This window comes from Neiella marina (assembly GCF_002165625.1).
Taxonomy (GTDB): Bacteria; Pseudomonadota; Gammaproteobacteria; order Enterobacterales; family Neiellaceae; genus Neiella; species Neiella marina.
On sequence record NZ_NGNS01000037.1, the window covers coordinates 1 to 17,646 of the forward strand.

The 17,646-nt window shown below is 49.6% G+C and carries 21 protein-coding genes; 8 read left to right on the top strand and 13 right to left on the bottom strand.

The annotated features are described in order from the left end of the window. Nucleotides 1-140: 140 nt before the first annotated feature. A complete protein-coding gene (gene ubiA, locus CBE68_RS18240; protein WP_087507657.1) occupies nucleotides 141-1,022 on the bottom strand; it encodes a 4-hydroxybenzoate octaprenyltransferase in 882 nt (293 codons plus the stop codon). Between the two features lie 131 nt (nucleotides 1,023-1,153). On the opposite strand from ubiA, the gene CBE68_RS18245 reads away from it, so the two are divergent. Then, a complete protein-coding gene (locus tag CBE68_RS18245) occupies nucleotides 1,154-1,576 on the top strand; it encodes a flagellar basal body-associated protein FliL (protein WP_229744815.1) in 423 nt (140 codons plus the stop codon). 56 nt (nucleotides 1,577-1,632) lie between these two features. Here CBE68_RS18245 and glpG read toward each other — a convergent pair whose 3' ends face one another. The 6 genes from glpG to CBE68_RS18275 all read right to left on the bottom strand — a co-directional run bounded on the left by glpG (nucleotide 1,633) and on the right by CBE68_RS18275 (nucleotide 6,110). After that, nucleotides 1,633-2,460, bottom strand: coding sequence for a rhomboid family intramembrane serine protease GlpG (gene glpG / locus CBE68_RS18250; RefSeq protein ID WP_087507659.1), 828 nt, complete (start codon nucleotides 2,458-2,460; stop codon nucleotides 1,633-1,635). Between the two features lie 2 nt (nucleotides 2,461-2,462). Beyond that, nucleotides 2,463-2,786 carry a thiosulfate sulfurtransferase GlpE gene (gene glpE / locus CBE68_RS18255; RefSeq protein WP_087507660.1) on the bottom strand — a complete coding sequence of 108 codons (324 nt, stop codon included), beginning with the start codon at nucleotides 2,784-2,786 and terminating at the stop codon, nucleotides 2,463-2,465. Between the two features lie 66 nt (nucleotides 2,787-2,852). After that, the gene (locus CBE68_RS18260) at nucleotides 2,853-3,041 is read right to left on the bottom strand and encodes a hypothetical protein (RefSeq protein ID WP_087507661.1); all 189 of its coding nucleotides are present in this window, start codon (nucleotides 3,039-3,041) and stop codon (nucleotides 2,853-2,855) included. A 77-nt stretch (nucleotides 3,042-3,118) separates the two neighbouring features. Then, a complete protein-coding gene (gene tdh / locus CBE68_RS18265; protein WP_087507677.1) occupies nucleotides 3,119-4,153 on the bottom strand; it encodes an L-threonine 3-dehydrogenase in 1,035 nt (344 codons plus the stop codon). Between the two features lie 11 nt (nucleotides 4,154-4,164). Next, nucleotides 4,165-5,358 carry a glycine C-acetyltransferase gene (locus CBE68_RS18270; RefSeq protein ID WP_087507662.1) on the bottom strand — a complete coding sequence of 398 codons (1,194 nt, stop codon included), beginning with the start codon at nucleotides 5,356-5,358 and terminating at the stop codon, nucleotides 4,165-4,167. Between the two features lie 116 nt (nucleotides 5,359-5,474). After that, a complete protein-coding gene (locus CBE68_RS18275) occupies nucleotides 5,475-6,110 on the bottom strand; it encodes a TetR/AcrR family transcriptional regulator (protein ID WP_087507663.1) in 636 nt (211 codons plus the stop codon). A gap of 221 nt (nucleotides 6,111-6,331) precedes the next feature. Between CBE68_RS18275 and CBE68_RS18280 the strand changes: the two genes are divergently transcribed. The 3 genes from CBE68_RS18280 to coaD are packed head-to-tail and all read left to right on the top strand — an operon-like array spanning nucleotide 6,332 to nucleotide 8,826. After that, nucleotides 6,332-7,774, top strand: a complete 1,443-nt coding sequence (locus CBE68_RS18280) for a capsule assembly Wzi family protein (protein ID WP_087507664.1) — start codon at nucleotides 6,332-6,334, stop codon at nucleotides 7,772-7,774. Continuing rightward, complete coding sequence (locus tag CBE68_RS18285; protein ID WP_087507665.1) at nucleotides 7,768-8,322, top strand: hypothetical protein; 555 nt, start codon at nucleotides 7,768-7,770, stop codon at nucleotides 8,320-8,322. The genes CBE68_RS18280 and CBE68_RS18285 overlap by 7 nt, the downstream gene beginning before the upstream one ends. A gap of 18 nt (nucleotides 8,323-8,340) precedes the next feature. Then, the gene (gene coaD / locus CBE68_RS18290) at nucleotides 8,341-8,826 is read left to right on the top strand and encodes a pantetheine-phosphate adenylyltransferase (RefSeq protein ID WP_087507666.1); all 486 of its coding nucleotides are present in this window, start codon (nucleotides 8,341-8,343) and stop codon (nucleotides 8,824-8,826) included. A gap of 6 nt (nucleotides 8,827-8,832) precedes the next feature. On the opposite strand, the gene mutM is transcribed toward coaD, so the two are convergent. The 5 genes from mutM to radC form a co-directional block, all read right to left on the bottom strand. Next, nucleotides 8,833-9,642 (bottom strand): bifunctional DNA-formamidopyrimidine glycosylase/DNA-(apurinic or apyrimidinic site) lyase, encoded by an 810-nt coding sequence (mutM, locus tag CBE68_RS18295; RefSeq protein WP_087507667.1) that lies wholly within the window; start codon nucleotides 9,640-9,642, stop codon nucleotides 8,833-8,835. Nucleotides 9,643-9,650: 8 nt separating this feature from the next. Then, nucleotides 9,651-10,106 carry a hypothetical protein gene (locus CBE68_RS18300; RefSeq protein WP_087507668.1) on the bottom strand — a complete coding sequence of 152 codons (456 nt, stop codon included), beginning with the start codon at nucleotides 10,104-10,106 and terminating at the stop codon, nucleotides 9,651-9,653. A gap of 126 nt (nucleotides 10,107-10,232) precedes the next feature. After that, complete coding sequence (rpmG, locus tag CBE68_RS18305) at nucleotides 10,233-10,403, bottom strand: 50S ribosomal protein L33 (RefSeq protein WP_087507669.1); 171 nt, start codon at nucleotides 10,401-10,403, stop codon at nucleotides 10,233-10,235. 11 nt (nucleotides 10,404-10,414) lie between these two features. Beyond that, nucleotides 10,415-10,651, bottom strand: a complete 237-nt coding sequence (gene rpmB, locus CBE68_RS18310; RefSeq protein ID WP_087507670.1) for a 50S ribosomal protein L28 — start codon at nucleotides 10,649-10,651, stop codon at nucleotides 10,415-10,417. A gap of 154 nt (nucleotides 10,652-10,805) precedes the next feature. Beyond that, nucleotides 10,806-11,477, bottom strand: coding sequence for a RadC family protein (gene radC / locus CBE68_RS18315; RefSeq protein ID WP_087507671.1), 672 nt, complete (start codon nucleotides 11,475-11,477; stop codon nucleotides 10,806-10,808). 289 nt (nucleotides 11,478-11,766) lie between these two features. Between radC and coaBC the strand changes: the two genes are divergently transcribed. From coaBC to slmA, 3 genes are read left to right on the top strand one after another with little or no spacing between them, the layout of a single operon-like run. After that, complete coding sequence (gene coaBC, locus CBE68_RS18320; RefSeq protein ID WP_087507672.1) at nucleotides 11,767-12,960, top strand: bifunctional phosphopantothenoylcysteine decarboxylase/phosphopantothenate--cysteine ligase CoaBC; 1,194 nt, start codon at nucleotides 11,767-11,769, stop codon at nucleotides 12,958-12,960. Between the two features lie 16 nt (nucleotides 12,961-12,976). Next, nucleotides 12,977-13,432, top strand: a complete 456-nt coding sequence (dut, locus tag CBE68_RS18325) for a dUTP diphosphatase (RefSeq protein ID WP_087507673.1) — start codon at nucleotides 12,977-12,979, stop codon at nucleotides 13,430-13,432. Nucleotides 13,433-13,467: 35 nt separating this feature from the next. Beyond that, complete coding sequence (gene slmA, locus CBE68_RS18330) at nucleotides 13,468-14,091, top strand: nucleoid occlusion factor SlmA (RefSeq protein ID WP_087507674.1); 624 nt, start codon at nucleotides 13,468-13,470, stop codon at nucleotides 14,089-14,091. A 239-nt stretch (nucleotides 14,092-14,330) separates the two neighbouring features. Here slmA and CBE68_RS18815 read toward each other — a convergent pair whose 3' ends face one another. Further along, on the bottom strand, nucleotides 14,331-15,806 hold the full coding sequence (locus CBE68_RS18815; protein ID WP_087507675.1) for a methyl-accepting chemotaxis protein: 1,476 nt from the start codon (nucleotides 15,804-15,806) through the stop codon (nucleotides 14,331-14,333). A 445-nt stretch (nucleotides 15,807-16,251) separates the two neighbouring features. Between CBE68_RS18815 and glgC the strand changes: the two genes are divergently transcribed. Beyond that, complete coding sequence (gene glgC / locus CBE68_RS18340) at nucleotides 16,252-17,505, top strand: glucose-1-phosphate adenylyltransferase (RefSeq protein WP_087507676.1); 1,254 nt, start codon at nucleotides 16,252-16,254, stop codon at nucleotides 17,503-17,505. Nucleotides 17,506-17,646: the final 141 nt, after the last annotated feature.

A 17,646-nucleotide genomic window follows, 5' to 3' on the forward strand; every position in this document is an offset into this window, starting at 1 on the left:
TCATAGAGAAACGCCCTAGGCCGTCAAGGCCTAGGGCGGTGAAAATATCCAAGACCCGTTATCCGGTAAACCGCAATGCCGCCCCTCTTAAGTGAACAGCATTGCGCAAATGCGGGCCTTTTCATTGGTCGGTAAAATATCTATTTAATGAGTGACAATGCCAAACCTGCACTAATGGCTAACCCCACCCAGTTGTTGCTGCGAAATGCCAGAAAACAACATTCAGGTTGGCGGTTGCGAACCAGCCACCACTGCCACGCAAATAGCAACAGAGCCACTAGCAATCCTGCCATCAACGCCGCATTGGCATTCGAAGCTTGTGCGAACCCCACTAAGCAGACAAGGCAAATCAACTGCAATACAGCAATTGCTGCACGATCAAAACAGCCAAACAAAATGGCAGTCGACTTAATTCCCACTTTCAAGTCATCTTCTCGATCGACCATGGCGTACTGGGTGTCATATGCCACTGTCCAAGCTAAATTGGCGCCAAACAACCACCAAGCATGAGCAGGCACCACACCTTCAATCGCTGCATAAGCCATTGGGATCGCCCAACTAAAAGCGGCCCCTAGCACCACCTGAGGCAAGTGAGTAACGCGCTTGGTAAAGGGATAAATTGTCGCCAATGCCACCGCAACAAATGACAGCGCGATCGTCAGACGATTGAGAGTCAACACCAGCGCAAACGAGATCAAACACAAGATCACAAAAAACACTAGAGCTTGCGTTGGCGTAACTTCTCCGGTGACAAGCGGGCGGGTATTGGTGCGCGCCACCGCGCCATCCCAATGCCGATCGGCGTAATCATTAATCACACAACCAGCAGAGCGCATTAACACTACTCCTAGCATCAGCGCCAATGCCGGCCAGGACCATATATCGCCTTGCCCCGCATCCAGTAAAGCCCAGAGTGTCGGCCATAGCAAAAGTAAAATTCCGACCGGTTTATCCAATCGACAAAGGCGAAATAATCCCGCCCATGATACCGACATAACTTGTCTAATTGATTCGATTTTCATTGTTCAGACAATCACAGAGTAGCTGCCAACATGCTATCACACCGTGGCATTAGAGTGAGGATGTGCGGTGGCAATGACGCGCTCAACTCAGTACAATATCGGTCGAACTATAAACTACAGAATTAGGCACCATGGCAAAACAATTTTCGACTAGCTGGAAAGCATGGATGTTGCTGGCCGGATTATTCTTTTCGCATCAAGTAGTCGCAGAGAACGCTCCAGCACCGAATGGCGACTATGCCTACTTCGGTTTTGAGCCCGATATAGTGACCAACTACATCCGCAAAGGACCTAGCTTGGGTTACATCCGGCTGACAGCCGAAATCATGGTTGCTGGTAATAAAAACCTGGAATTGGTCGAGCACCATGCACCATTGCTGCGTGCCGCAGTTGTTGAAATATTTGGTAGCCAACCAGAAGATAAGATCAAATCTCTTGCCGGTCGTGAAGAAATTCGTCGTCAGTGCTTAATGACCATTAATGACCTGCTGCAGCAGGAAACCGGCCAACCGCTAGCAGCGGATATTCTTTTTACCAAGTACCTTTACCACTAATCGGTAGTGCTAACGGGTTTGCTGCGTTTTGCGATAAAACGCAGCGATTGAGCGGTTTACCTAACCTTTCTGGCATCAAGCCAACCTTGCAAAGCTCCAACCAGTAGTCCACCTAAATGGGCGTAGTTGGCGACTTGCTGACCGAGCACTCCAACGAAGCCTAAAACCAACCAAATCAGCATAAAACCGATGTAAGCCGGCGGCATCATCAACTCAGGTCGTTTGCGCTGAACCACTGCAACATAGCCCAGCAGCGCATAGACGACGCCACTGAGGCCAAGAAAGTTTGGCCCCACTAAAAAACCTTGTAACAGGTTAGAAAACAGCGCTCCGACAAGAAACAGCTCAAACAACTTGCTGCCGCTTACGACTCGCTCAATACGTCCACCTAAATACCACCACCAAACCACATTAAATAACAAGTGGATTAATGCCACATGCATTAACGCAGGCGTCCACAACCGCCAAATCTGTGGCCATTGCTCGGCGAATGGCGCTGGAAAATGCAGCCAGCTGAATAACGTCGGCGCTAAGCCAATCTGATTCAACAAACCAAGCACTAAGCAGCTGATCAGAACCACTAAAGTAATGGGGCCAGCATGCAGCCATATCTGATGAATAATGGGGGCACCACTGCTGCCATAATCAAATCGAGCACCAGAGTTATCGGCACGCTGCCACGAGGCACTTCGATAGCGGGGGTGATTAGGGTTCTCAGCAAACGCCTGAAATGCCTGCTGCGCCGCTTCATACTGCTCAGCATTGAGCAATTCAATGCAATAGTAGTGACCATCGACACGCACTTCACATGGCATCCGCTGGACTGCCATGTAGTCCACAAACGCCTGCGCTAACCGCGGATCAGTAAGCCGTCCCAATTGCATCGTTAGCTTCTCTCAACATCATTAGGGTATTGCTGAGACCAAGCTTCAAAGCCGCCATCCAAACTGTATACCTGCTCGAAACCTTGGTTAGCCAAATACTCAGCCGCTGGCTGACTAGAAATACCGTGATAGCAACATACCACTAACGGCTGGTCGAACTCACCATGAAGGACAAACTCGGCGACATTGTTGTTATCTAGGCGCACAGCACCGAGCATACGACCTTGGCCAAACGCATTGGCATCACGAATATCGGCGATCTGAACGTTACCCTTGGCCAAAAGCGCCTGGGCATCTGATGGGGAAATACGAGAAAAGGCTGACATCAACGACTCCTTTGATAAATCTGAGTCATTGTATCAGCCAACTACAGCCGGCGCGATCCGGCTTATTCAAGCTTCTTTCAAGCGCTCGTTGACATCACGTTGACGAGCGTTGATTTGCAATATCGCATGTGATCCGGAAATGGTTCCGCTGCCACCACACAACGCGCAGCTATACACTTCGCGGTAAGATTGCTGACCGTTGGACCCTACCAACACCAAAAAGCCAGCACCGTCGCACTCTGGACAAATTTCCATCGAAGAACACTCCTGTCAAGTACTGCAAGCAGTGCCAGACTAGCGGCCTGACACTACAGTGACATGACAGTTGTATGCTATTTCGATGACGTCCAATCAAGGATGACTTTGCCACACTGGCCGCTCAACATAGCATCAAAGCCCTGTTGAAAATCATCAACCTTATAGTGATGGGTCAGCATCGGTGAGAGATCGAGTCCAGATTGCACCAAGCTCGCCATTTTGTACCAGGTCTCGAACATTTCTCGACCATAAATACCTTTGATCGTTAGGCCTTTGAAAATCACCTGATTCCAATCAATTGGCATCGACGAGGGTGGAATCCCGAGCAGTGCGACCTTGCCACCGTGGTTCATTTTCGCCAACAGATCGCAAAATGCCGCCGGCACGCCTGACATTTCCATGCCAACATCAAAGCCTTCGGTCATACCGAGCTCTGTCATCACCTCATCAAGGGATTGCTGACTGACATCAACGGCGCGCGAAGCCCCCATCTGCCGAGCCAAATCCAAGCGGTAACGATTAACATCCGTGATCACAACGTGGCGAGCCCCGCTGTGGCGAGCAACCGCGGCCGCCATAATACCAATTGGCCCAGCGCCAGTGATCAAGACATCTTCACCAACTAGATCAAACGACAGCGCAGTGTGAACAGCATTACCAAAGGGGTCAAAAATGGCAGCAAGATCATCACTGATATCATCAGCCAGCTTGAATGCGTTGTAAGCAGGGATCACCAAGTACTCGGCAAAACAACCCGGCCGGTTTACTCCGACGCCAGTGGTATTGCGGCATAAGTGACGACGACCAGCGCGGCAATTACGACAATGGCCGCAAGTAATGTGGCCCTCGCCAGACACTCGGTCGCCGATTTCAAAACCGCGAACTTCCTGGCCAATAGCAACCACTTCACCGGCGTATTCATGGCCAACCACCATAGGCACAGGAATGGTTTGCTGAGACCATTGATCCCATTTGTAGATGTGTAAATCGGTGCCGCAAATCGCTGTCTTGTGAATTTTGATCAACAGATCATTGTGACCCAGTTCTGGGACGGGCACTTCTGTCATCCAAATGCCGGGCTCAGCTTTTAGCTTGGCCAACGCCTTCATGGTTTGCGCCATTAGTTAATCACTCCAAGTTCACGGCCAACTTCGATGAACCCATCGATAGCGCGATCAAGTTGGGCCTGAGTGTGTGCCGCCGACATCTGAGTGCGAATGCGAGCTTTGCCCTGCGGAACCACCGGAAATGAGAAGCCAACGACGTAAATACCGCGTTGCATCATACGGTCAGCCATTTCAGCAGCCACTTTCGCATCACCCAACATCACAGGCACAATCGCGTGATCAGCGCCGGCGAGGGTAAAACCTGCGTCAGTCATGCGTTGACGGAAGTACTCACTGTTGTGATTCAGCCGTTGCCGCAAATCATCGCTATTCTGAAGTAGCTTCAAGGTATGGCGCGACGCACTCACAATGGCTGGCGCCAAAGAGTTAGAAAACAAGTAAGGTCGAGAGCGTTGGCGCAACCAGTCAATGACTTCTTTTTTACCTGCAGTATAGCCGCCAGAAGCTCCACCCATGGCTTTGCCCAAGGTACCAGTGATGATGTCGATACGGTCCATGACATTGTGAAACTCATGACTGCCTCGGCCATGCTCACCAACAAAACCAACGGCATGGCTATCGTCCACCATCACCAGGGCGTTGTACTTATCAGCCAAGTCACAAATGGCAGGAAGATTAGCGATCACGCCGTCCATCGAAAACACACCATCCGTGGCAATCAGTTTATAGCGCGCGCCGGCTTCATCAGCAGCAATCAACTGTTGCTCCAATTCGGCCATATCATTGTTGCTGTAGCGGAAACGTTTGGCTTTACACAAACGCACACCATCGATAATAGAGGCATGATTCAGTGCGTCGGAGATGATTGCATCCTCAGCACCTAGCAGGGTCTCAAACAACCCGGCATTGGCATCAAAGCATGAGGAATAAAGAATGACATCTTCGGTGCCAAGAAATTCAGCTAGCTCGGCTTCAAGTGCCTGATGCTGGTCCTGAGTGCCGCAAATAAAGCGCACAGAGGCCATGCCAAAGCCATATTGGTCGAGTCCTTGTTTCGCTGCTACCAGCAGATCTGGGTGGTTAGCTAAACCTAAATAGTTGTTAGCACAAAGGTTGATGACCTGATCGCCAGAATCAACTCGAACATCGGCGTCTTGCGCGGTCACAATGGCGCGTTCAGATTTGAATAAACCTTGCTGACGAACGTCTTCGAGGCGCTGTGCTAAATCAGTATATAAAGGATGCATGCTTGTTTTCCCAGACTCGGAGCGAATGCCGCGTAGTTTAACGCCAAGCCCGGGAGCGGTGTATGATCCGATGAAAATTTCAACGACTGCAGAAGCCGCCGTTTGGAAACTTGAACTTACAGTTCGCTGCGGGCTCGGTAGTTTTGTTGCAACCGCTCAAACTCTTCGCGAGCCTCCTCTGAGGCATAAGGCTTCACCAGCGCAATCAATTTGACCACGCCATCGTAAACCGCTGGCACTTCAACTTTAACGTCGTTGGATTGGCACATTTGAAAGCTAATCCAGAATGCCACCACTAACTTAATCAGCTGAATCAAATCTTCGATGGCATGATCATCAATGATAATCACACCATTGTCTCGCAGCGCTTTAAGTACCACGCCGGCACGACCGGAAACCGCTTCCTGAACATTCAAGTAACGTTGTTGGAGAGTATGGTCGCGCAGCAAAATCCCCGGCAAACTGGAATAGAAAAAGCGAAAACGCCAAATGCTCGAAAAAGCTTCGTCACAGTAATCGGCTAACTTGCCAACCGTCATCGGTCCTTCCGTTGGCTTAAAAGCCGTTTCCATGTGGCTAATGTATTCTTCAAAGACACTGTGAATAATGTCTTCTTTATTGCGGAAGTGATAATACAAGTTACCCGGACTAATACCGAGATGGGCAGCGATATGATTGGTTGTAATAGCCCGCTCGCCAAATTCATTAAATAATTCAATGCTGGCTTGAATAATGCGCTCTTTCGTCTTCATCGCACAGTCCGTGTTAAGTCACTCGATCTACTATGGCATAAGCCGCTGAAATGACACTATATCGAACTAATTCCCATTTCGCTTAACCGACCCCTGACTTATTTGTCTCGGGTCACAATCTGACATCAAGGAAAAATCCTTTTATAATCGACCACCTGGCCGTTGTTTTATCCGCTAGATGTGGTTAAAACGTATTCTGGAACCTGACAGGGAAGCCCTCCATGGGTCATACAAAAAAAATATTTGCCACATCGTTTGGTGTTTTACTCAGCCTGGCGCTGTTAGCCACCCCTCGTTTGGCAGCAGCCAAAAACGTCACGCCCTACTTACCACTCAAGCTTTCACCGGAAATCGAATACAAGGTTGAACGATTATTTGTGTTGGCTGACGAACCTATTATTAAGCGCCCCATTTCAATTCGGGCAGTTTACAAAGCGTTAGCCAAACTTGGTGATCGCGACCCGGCCTTGAGCCGCTCGATCAAAGCTTATCTCAAGCGATACAACGAAGCCGCTGGTGCTACACATGCTAGCGCTAAGCTGTCATCGACCGACAAGCTCGACAACACTAAAACGCTAGCCAATAGCCGAGGCCGAACCACAGGCAGCTCCTATGAGGTCTCCGCTGCCGGCTATTTCAGTCCCAACGACTACGTATGGGTCAACATCGGCGGTCTAACACACGAAGATGAGTCTTACCTAGAAGGCACTTATCTGTCATTTGGTACGGAATGGGCCCAAGTCGATATTGGTTACCGACCCCATTGGTTTGGACCGTTTCAAGATAGCGACATGCTGATTTCTACGAATGCTAAAACGATGGCCAGCGTGACCATTTCAAACACCGTACCGTTGACCGATTTCGGCATTACTTATGAAATGTTTCTCGCGGAGATGTCGACATCGAAACTAATCCTTAGTCAAGACACCGATCAACGCGTCAAAGGCGAACCAAAGCTATTTGGTCTGCACCTTGGTTTTCAGCCACTTGATGGTTTTGCCATCGGCTTTAATCGCTTGATGCAATATGGTGGTGGCGATCGCGATGATGGCTTTGGCGATTTATTTAAAGCCTTTTGGGATCCTTCAGGGCAAGACAACATCGGTGATAGAGGACGAGATTTCGGTAACCAACTAACATCTATTACAACCCGCTACACCTTCCCTGGAGAGATGCCATTTTCCGTTTACATGGCCTATGCCGGTGAAGATACATCCAATGGTGATAATTTTCGTTTGGGTAACACCTCAATGATGTTTGGTGTCCATCTGCCGAAATTAACCGAACAGTTGGACTTCAGTTATGAATTCGCTGATTGGCAAAACTTCTGGTATACCAACGCTAACTACGGTGATGGTTTGCGCGAGGAAAAAGTGGTCATCGGTCACTGGGGCGGCCAAAATCGCGATTTGCAACCACCTGTTGGAGCCACCACCCATATGGCAAAACTGATCTGGGAAATCACCGACCTGCAAATCCTAACGACGACAGCTCGCTTTATCAGCAACGAAGACTATTACGGTGCCGATTATGACAATGGCTATGAACTGGGAATCGAATACACTCATGGCTTTCGTCGTATGTTAGTTGGTGCCGAATTGTTAACTGGTCAGAATGTTTACGGCGACTCGTTCGCCACAGCCACAGGATTTGTCAGATGGTAAATCAACCCATAGTCGCCTTTATAGCACTTGCTGGAAGCCTGCTGATACCCGCACAGGCAACGGAAATTTATGCCAATGTTGGTGTCAACTATCACGATGTTAGCTTCGATACCGGCGACGCCGCCTTTGAAGCAAATCAAGACGATTCAGATGTTGGCTACCACTTTGCCGTTGGTGTTCGCAGACCATTTGGTGAAAGTCAGAAACATTGGCTCGGCTTTCAGCTCGAATTTGATGAAATATTGGGCGACTCAATGATTGCCTTTCGTGCCCTCGATTATCAATACGCCATTGACGATGACTGGCGCCTCGGGGCATTTATTGGCGCCGCATCATTGGACACTGGAGCATCACAAACCGGTTACCATCTGGGGGGCGGTGTAACTTACTTGAATGTCTTACCGCAATTAGATATCGGATTGGATTTACGTTACGGCGACCGTGTTGCTCGCGACCGCTTACTACCGGACGATCCACAATCGGATAAATCTCCGGATTTTTTCTACGACGTACTCAGCACTAGCTTATATGCCAGCTGGCGCTTTTAATCGATAGGACTCGCCTTCATGACCGTTCGTGTAATTTACCCAGGCACATTTGACCCTATCACCAATGGCCATACTGATCTGGTCTCTCGGGCATCGCACTTGTTTGATCATGTGGTTGTTGGTATCGCCGCCAGTCCGAGCAAAAAACCTTGGTTTACCGTCGATCAGCGGGTCGCTATGGCGAAAGAAGCACTACAAGCATTGAATAATGTAGAGGTGGTTGGTTTTCAGGGCCTGCTGGTTGATTTCGCCAAAGCTTATGATGCTACCGTGCTGATTCGAGGGCTTCGTGCCGTTTCCGACTTCGAATACGAGTTTCAGCTCGCCAATATGAATCGCCGTTTAATGCCCGAGCTAGAGACAGTGTTTTTAACACCAGCAGAAGAGAATTCGTTTATCTCTTCAACTCTGGTGCGAGAAGTGGCGCTTCATGGCGGCGATGTCAGCCAATTCGTCTGTCCAGCGGTCGCCAAAGCGCTGCGCCTCAAAACTAAAGCAAGCTAGTCGCCCCTAGCGCTGGCAGTGGCCACAATAGACCGTGGTGCGCTGCCCGACTTTCACTTCTTTCAACTCCCGCTCGCATTGAAAGCATGGCTTCCCACCACGGCCATAGACATAGAGAGTCTGGGCAAAATAGCCCGGGCTACCATCGACTTGAGAGAAGTCCTTTAACGTCGTGCCGCCTTGTTTAATCGCTGCGGCAAGCACCAACTTGATATGCTCGGCTAGCTTCAAGTAGCGCTGAAGGCTGATCTTGCCCGCTTCGCGCAGCGGATGAATACCAGCTCGAAACAGGCTTTCATTGGCGTATATGTTACCGACCCCAACGACAACCTTATTGTCCATAATGAAATTCTTCACTGGTGACTTTTTGTTACGCGACAATTCAAACAAACGCTGGCCGTCAAAAGCGTCCGTCAGCGGTTCCGGCCCCAGCGACGCCAATAGCTCGTGCTCTTCGGGCTGCGGATCAAACAGCAAGCAACCAAATCGCCTTGGGTCGTTCAAACGCAACATATGGCCGCTAGAGAGTTGAATATCCACATGGTCATGCTTCGCCGCTGGCGTAGCGAGAGGGACAACCCGCAAGCTGCCGGACATCCCTAAATGCAAAATAGCGGTGCCGGCCGAAGTATCAATCAATAGATACTTTGCGCGACGGCGAACTTGCTCAATCGTTTGCCCCACCAGAAGCTGAATAGTGTCTGGTACGGGCCAGCGCAGACGGCTATCTCGAACTACCACAGCGGTAATGGTTTGTGCCGTCAAATGAGGCTCAATACCCATTCGGCTGACTTCAACTTCAGGTAGCTCAGGCATATCGGTTCCTATGGCGCAATCAGCATTCGGGCGAAATCATCGAATTGTTGCTGGCTGAGCTGCCAAGCCCAATCACTATTGGCTGGCTGAATTCGCAACAGCGACTCATCGAGTATAAATACAATTGGCTCTTGCTGAGCGAGCAACTGCATACGAATCATTTTATCCAATGAAATATTGGGATTGGCATCAGTGACAGGATAAGGCTCAAACCAAAGAGCCAGCCAAGCTTCAACAGCGGCAGTATTCCAGACCTCATCACTAGCACGCCAACTAGGCCCGAGGCGGTCAAGTTGCCGCACTGCGGTCTGAATTGACAACACTTGCGCACTCGGCGCCAGAATTGGCGAATCCTCAGTATGGTCGAGCAACCGCTGTTGGGAAAAATTAATCACAATAATGAAGAGTAAAATGGCGAATATCAGAACATTGTTCCAACCGCGCTTCGAAAGCTTCAAAGCCATTCATCCCTCCTTTGTGACCATTTTAAAACATGGCAAACGGCAAAAATTCGGACAAGCTTACCCTAATTCAGGCAATAAAAAACCCGGCATTCGCCGGGTTTTTCAATCTTAAGAAGACATCAAGATTTACTTGATTTTGCCTTCTTTGTACATCACATGCTTACGTGCAACTGGATCAAATTTTTTGATTTCAAATTTGCCAGGCATGTTGCGCTTGTTCTTGTCAGTGGTATAGAAGTGACCAGTACCAGCTGATGAGTTCAAGCGAATCTTTTCGCGTCCACCTTTAGCAGCCATGACTTAACTCCTTAAACCTTTTCGCCACGGGCACGCAGTTCAGCTAGAACTACATCGATGCCCTTTTTGTCGATGATACGCATACCCTTGGTAGAGATACGCAGTTTCACAAAACGTTTTTCTGATTCCACCCAAAAACGGTGGTTTTGCAGATTTGGCAAGAAGCGACGTTTGGTCGCGTTCTTCGCGTGCGAACGGTTATTACCAGTAACCGGACGCTTGCCAGTGACTTGACATACTTTAGACATGTCGATTTGTCTCCGAAAATTCTTAATATGCTCGAGCGTACTGTATCCTGCATGTGGCCGTCGCCCAGGACACAAGAGGGCGCATTTTATACAGCGGAATGAAATTAAGATCAAGAGAAAACCGCCTTTTAGGCCGAAAATGATTAAAATTGCTTCACATCAGCTGCCGCTCAGCCATCGAGGTCACTGCTCCTTGAGCCACTACTAAATGATCGAGCACCGCAATATCGACCAAAGCCAATGCGTCTCGAATGGTTTGTGTAATGCGAATATCAGCATTGCTTGGCTCAGCAACTCCGGACGGATGATTGTGGCACAAGATCACCGCAGCGGCATTGGCAGCAAGCGCCTGCTGCACCACAATTCGCGGATAGACATTGGCTTGATTAATCGTACCGTGGAATAACGCCTTGAACTCAATCAACCGATGCTGGCTATCCAGCAATAGAACAGCAAAGGTTTCATTGGCTAAATGAGCCAAGTGGCTGGCCGCGTAACGTTTGGCAGCTTCACTACCATCAATTGCAGTTCGGCTCAGCTCAGTTGCCATCACCCGCCGAGCCATTTCCATCACGGCTTGTAACTGAACGTATTTCGCTTTGCCGAGTCCTTTAGCCTGACAAAATTGGCGCTGACTGGCAGCCATCAAATGAAATAAGTCGCCGAAGCCTGCCAGCAACTGATGAGCCAGTTGAACAACGTTGCAACCGGGAAGCCCGGTGCGAAGAAAAATTGCTAACAGCTCGGCATCGGTCAGTGCTTGCGCGCCTTGCGCCAATAACTTCTCTCGCGGCCGAGTAGACTCCGGCCATTGATTGAGTTGCATACTTGCCTCCTTGCATTGATGCAAAATCGGTACTTGTGTAGCGATTACCGTTTGACTATAGCAGAGCTTCAAACCCGTGCAGGAGATGCATCTCAGCAGGCCTCCTCGCTGCGGAATTAACTATCGATTTTGAACAACTTGCGCAAATTTCGATCAAAAGCATTGAAATCCATTATTTTCTTTAAGCGTCAGATCACGCAGAGCAATAAAGCTGTTTGTCAGTACGTACGAATAACGCGAGGTGTGTGGTAAGGTAACGCCCACATACATCGACTTTGGGCCATTTTTTGTGTTAACCAATAAATGCATTTTAATTGGCATTACAGGTGGCATTGCTGCCTATAAAATTCCCGAACTTGTGCGCCGACTGAAAGATCTCGGTGCTGATGTTCGCGTTGTCATGACGCCAGCCGCGGAAGCCTTTATCACACCGCTAACACTGCAAGCGGTATCAGGCCACCCTGTCGCTGACAGTTTGCTTGATCCCACTGCAGAGGCAGCCATGGGGCACATCGAACTGGCGCGCTGGGCCGACCTAGTCCTTATCGCGCCCGCTAGTGCCGATTTTATTGCTCGCTTTTGTGCCGGTATGGGTAACGACCTGCTGTCAACTTTATGTCTAGCGACAACCGCTCCGGTAGTCATTGCCCCAGCGATGAATCAGCAAATGTGGCAAGCCAAGGCAACTGAGCACAACATGCAGGTGCTAGCTGAGCGCAACGTGCCCATTTGGGGTCCTGCTCAAGGTTCACAGGCATGTGGTGAAGTCGGCCCCGGTCGCATGCTCGAACCAGCCGAACTACTGGTCAAAGTTCAAGACTTCTTACTACCAAAGCCGCTATTGGCCGGTAAAAAGATAGCCATCACTGCAGGCCCCACTCGTGAAGCACTCGATCCTGTGCGTTACATCAGCAATCACAGTTCCGGCAAGATGGGCTTTGCCCTAGCCGCAGAAGCCGCTCGGATGGGCGCAGAGGTCACCTTGATCAGCGGCCCCGTCAACCTAGCCACGCCAGCCGGATGCCAACGAGTTGACGTCACCAGTGCTGAGCAAATGCTTGATGCAGCGTTGGCTGTTGCGGCAGAGCAAGACGTGTTTATAGGCTGTGCTGCAGTGGCTGACTATCGCGCCGCCAACATTGCCTCTCAGAAAATGAAAAAGCAGGGCGAGCAACTGAGCATCGAGCTGGTAAAAAATCCCGACATCATTGCCACCGTTGCCGCTCAGACCGACTCAACCTTTGTTGTCGGCTTTGCTGCCGAGACCCAGCAAATAGAACAATATGCCCGAGGCAAATTGGCGTCGAAAGGGCTAGACATGATTGCCGCCAATGATGTCAGCAATGGCAATATTGGCTTCAATGCCGATGACAATGCCTTGACCGTTTACTGGCTAGACGGCCAGCAAGCCATTGAACAAGCCAACAAACAGCAAGTTGCAGCTCAATTGCTACAACTTATTCAGCAACAAATACAGCCATAAGGTTTGATAAAGCATCATGAAACCCATTGACGTAAAAATTTTAGACTCACGTATTGGTAGCGACTTTCCACTACCAGCCTATGCCACTGAAGGCTCTGCCGGTTTGGACTTGCGCGCTTGTGTTGATGGCCCATTGGTTATCGGCCCCGGTGAAACCAAGCTCATCGAAACCGGTATTGCCATTCATATCGGCGACCCCGGCCTAGCCGCGACCATCTTACCTCGTTCTGGCTTGGGCCATAAGCACGGCATCGTGCTAGGCAATTTAGTGGGTCTGATTGACTCCGACTACCAAGGGCCGTTGATGGTGTCATGTTGGAATCGGGGCTCAGACGTGTTCACCATTGAGCCCGGCGATCGGATCGCTCAGCTGGTGTTCTTGCCGGTTGTTCAAGCCGAGTTCAATGTCGTTAATTCGTTTGACGAAACTGAGCGTGGCGAAGGTGGCTTTGGCCACTCCGGCAAGCAGTAACTAATTTGTACCCGCTCCGACGTTAGGAGGTAACTATGTCAGAGACCAAAGCGCCGTCAGAGACACAAGCGCCAGAACCCAAGATGAATCGCCGCGAGCACATTTTGCAGTGCTTGGCTCAAATGCTGGAAACTTCTCCGGGGCAGAGAATCACAACGGCAAAACTGGCCGCAGAAGTCGGCGTGTCTGAAGCGGCTTTGTATCGCCACTTCCCGTCCAAAGCGAGAATGTTTGAAGGCTTAATTGAATTTATCGAAGAGTCGATTTTAAGCCGTATCAATCTGATCTTGAGCGAGCAGAAAGACACCATTCAGCGCTGTCAGTTGATTTTGCAATTAGTGTTGACCTTTGCCGAGCGTAACCCAGGGATCACTCGCCTGATGAACGGTGATGCTTTGATGGGCGAGAATGAGCGCCTACGCGCCCGGATTCATGCCTTGTTTGAGAAGATTCAAACCCATATCAAACAAGCGCTGCGGGAGAAAGCATTGCGAGAAGGCATTGGCTTCCGCCTCGATGAAGGCATGCTGGCCAACTTACTACTGGCGTATGCAGAAGGCCGTATTTCGCAATACGTGCGCTCAGACTTCAAAGTGCCACCAACTCAAGACTTCAACGAGCAGTGGGCATTCATGCGCCAACAATTACTGCAAAGCTAATTGCCGCTGGTTGTTGAACGTAAAAAGCCTCCGAATCTGGAGGCTTTTTTGTCGCAACCGTCTGTCCCGTCCGCAGCCCCTTCGCCGAAACTAATTAGATGCGCTATCCAGTTTAAGCTCACCGCAGCGGAATTAACACACGGACGTGCTGTCTACGGACCGAAGGATGTAATACCGTTCGTCCTGAACATAAAAAACCAGCCCGGAGGCTGGTTTTATTGTCGAGCGATATCGCCGTACTAGATACGGAAGCGACTAATGCTGCTCGATAGCTCGTTGTTGTATTGCTCAAGCTCGTGCACTTGAGTCGATACCGCCTGAGCGTTATCAGACACCGATTGCGACAAGTCATTCACCGCAGTCACGTGCTGGCTAATGTCAGTCGCCACGTGGCTTTGTTGCTGAGCCGCTGTCGCAACTTGGCTATTCATGTCGTTAATCGTCACGATGTGCTCAAGAATTTCTTGCAGTACTTGGCTGACACGAGATGCGGCATCATTAACCTCTTCACTGGAGCCTAGGCTTTGAGCCATTGATGTATTAGCGGCTTCAGCACTCTGCTGTACTTCAGTCACAATCGATTCAATTTCTTGGGTCGACTCTTGGGTCTTCTGAGCCAAAGAACGAACTTCGTCGGCTACTACCGCAAAGCCTCGACCTTGCTCTCCGGCACGCGCCGCTTCAATCGCTGCGTTCAATGCCAACAAGTTGGTTTGCTCCGCAATACTCCGGATTACTTCGACCACGGAGCCAATGGCGGTACTGGCGCTGCGCAAAGTGGTAATGCGTTCTGCAGTCGCACTGATTTGCTCAGACAAGCTATGAATAGTTTCGGCATTGGCTTGCACTTGATCGACACCACTGTTGACCTGTGCCATTGCTTCTTGGGTCCGATCCGACGTGTCTTCAGCATTTTTCGCAACTTCCATGGCGCTAGCGCTCATTTCTTGCAGTGCTGTCGCTACTTGCTCAATCTGGCTGCGCTGATCGCGAGTATTCGATTCGGTCTCATCAGCACCTCGTGCGAGTGAGTCCGAAACCAAGGTCACTTTGCTCGATACCGAGGCAACGTTGGACATTAAGCTAGCGAGGTTATCCATCAGTAAGTTGAAGTTGGCAGCCAAGGTACCAATTTCATCACTACGTTGTTCATTGAGGCGTTTGGTCAAGTCACCGTCACCAGAGGCAATCTCATACAAAGATTCGGCAACGTGGTTGATTGGTTCCACTACCATTCTGCGTAGCGCGATAAATGCTGCAACCACCACAATGGCTAAAATCAGTGAAATGGCGATGACCATAAAGACCATCTGGTCGCCAAGCTCATCGGAAACGATCGACTTATTAAAAGCAATCTTAAACTTACCAATGGCTTTACCGTCCCGAACAACTTCTTGTTCAATCACGTTACCCATAGACAAGTCACCGATACGGGCAATGTCCTTGCCGCGATGGTCGGTAATATCAATGCCATCGACCATGACTGACTTGGTCACTGCTTTGGCAATCGATTCGCTTTGTTCAAAATCGTAGGTAAAAACAGGCTCAATCAGAGATGCAGTCGCCAATTCAACCATGGCTTTTTGATCGGCATCGTAGGAGTCCTGCAGACGCGATTGCAGGCTGAAATAGGAAAAAGCACAGCCTAGGATTAGTCCCAGAAGGCCAAAGCCCACCAAGACAAAAACGAGTTTGTTATTCAGGCTCATTTTCATTGTTGGTACCTCATTGAAAGCAATCTGTGCGTGCTTTCGTATACATGCTTGCTGTTAGTTAGCAGGTTCTAGTTATAAGAATGACATCTATTGATGAGCGGATTCATGATTCTTAAGCCGATCACTATTTCCGTATAGCTACGTTGGTGTCCAAAAGGACTTCGGAGCCCAACGTATTTCCTTGGGTTTCATGAACCCTGCGGTTCAACGAACCCTTGCAACTTTAGCAGCTTTCGATTCGAGCAAAATACGCATTAACAACAAATGTGACTTCTGTATCGACAAATAGTCATAGAAGCTTTCACAATTTATTTTTTGAGCAAAAAGTCACCAATTTTTGACTATTGGTAAGAATTTTGACAGCGATTTTTTGGCCCCGATCAAGCTCATGTTCAGTTTCGCGTCCTAAGCTTATTGCAGCCCCTCGACACTCCAGGTTCGCGTCATGCGTTTAATCAATCCTCCCGGCCGCTATATCGATGAAGTAGCCAGAAACACTATTGCCTATGTACTTGCCGGCGGCAAAGGCACCCGACTCGGCAACTTGACTCGAGTTCGAGCCAAACCTGCAACCCCCTTTGGTGGCAAATATCGAATCATCGACTTCACCTTGTCGAACTGCATTAATTCTGGCGTTCGCCGAATAGGCGTAATGACGCAATACAACGCCATTGGTTTGGTACAACATATTCAGCGCACTTGGAGCCATTTAGTGTCAGAAATGGGCGAGTTTGTTAACTTATTGCCCGCCCACCTTGGCACCTCCAATAGTTGGTACACCGGCACTGCTGACGCCATCTGGCAAAACATTAAGATGCTGGAAATGGTCAACACAGAGTACGTGCTGATTTTGGCCGGAGACCATGTTTACTCGATGGATTACCTGCCCATGCTGCACGCTCACGTTGAGCGTGGCGCTGATGTCTCTGTTGGCTGCGTTGAGGTACCGCAGCGATTAGGCCACCAGTTTGGTGTGATTCAATGTGATGACCAAGGCACCATAACCCAGTTTATCGAGAAGCCTTCTGATCCTTCGCCCTATGCCCAACCATCTGGCAATGTACTGGCATCAATGGGGATTTATGTATTCTCGAAACAGGTGCTGTTGGACTTATTGCACGCCGATCACGCCGATGAAAACTCCAGCCATGATTTTGGTAATGATATCCTGCCTAAGGCACTATCAAGCCATAAGCTAGTGACCTATCACTACGAGGATGAACACGGCAATCCGGGGTACTGGCGCGATGTCGGGACCATTGAAGCATACTATGATGCCAGTATGGATCTGGTAACCGCGATTCCCCAGCTTAACCTTTACGATGCCAACTGGCCGATCTGGACCTATCAAGAACATTTGCCACCGGTGAAACTGTCCCACGACAGTTGCGGTCATCATGCTTGTGCCAAAGACTCTCTGATTTCAGCTGGCTGTGTATTCATTGGCTCGCAAATTAGTCGCTCATTATGTTGTTACAACGTTCGAATTGAAGCTGGCTCAGAAGTACATCAGTCGATCTTGCTGCCCGATGTTCGTGTTGGCAATAACTGCAGTATTCACCACGCCATTGTCGATGAGGGCTGCGTCATTCCTGACAATACTGAGATTGGTGAAGATGCCGAGTTAGACGCGCAACGTTTCGCCATTACTGAAAATGGCGTGGTCGTGGTCACTCGCGAACATCTCGCCCAGCTGTAAGCTTAACGGCATAAAAAAGCCCAGCTGATGAGCTCAATGCTGTTCACTTAAGAGGAGCGGCATTGCGGTTTACCGGATAACGGGTCTTGGATATTTTCACCGCCCTAGGCCTTGACGGCCTAGGGCGTTTCTCTATGAATA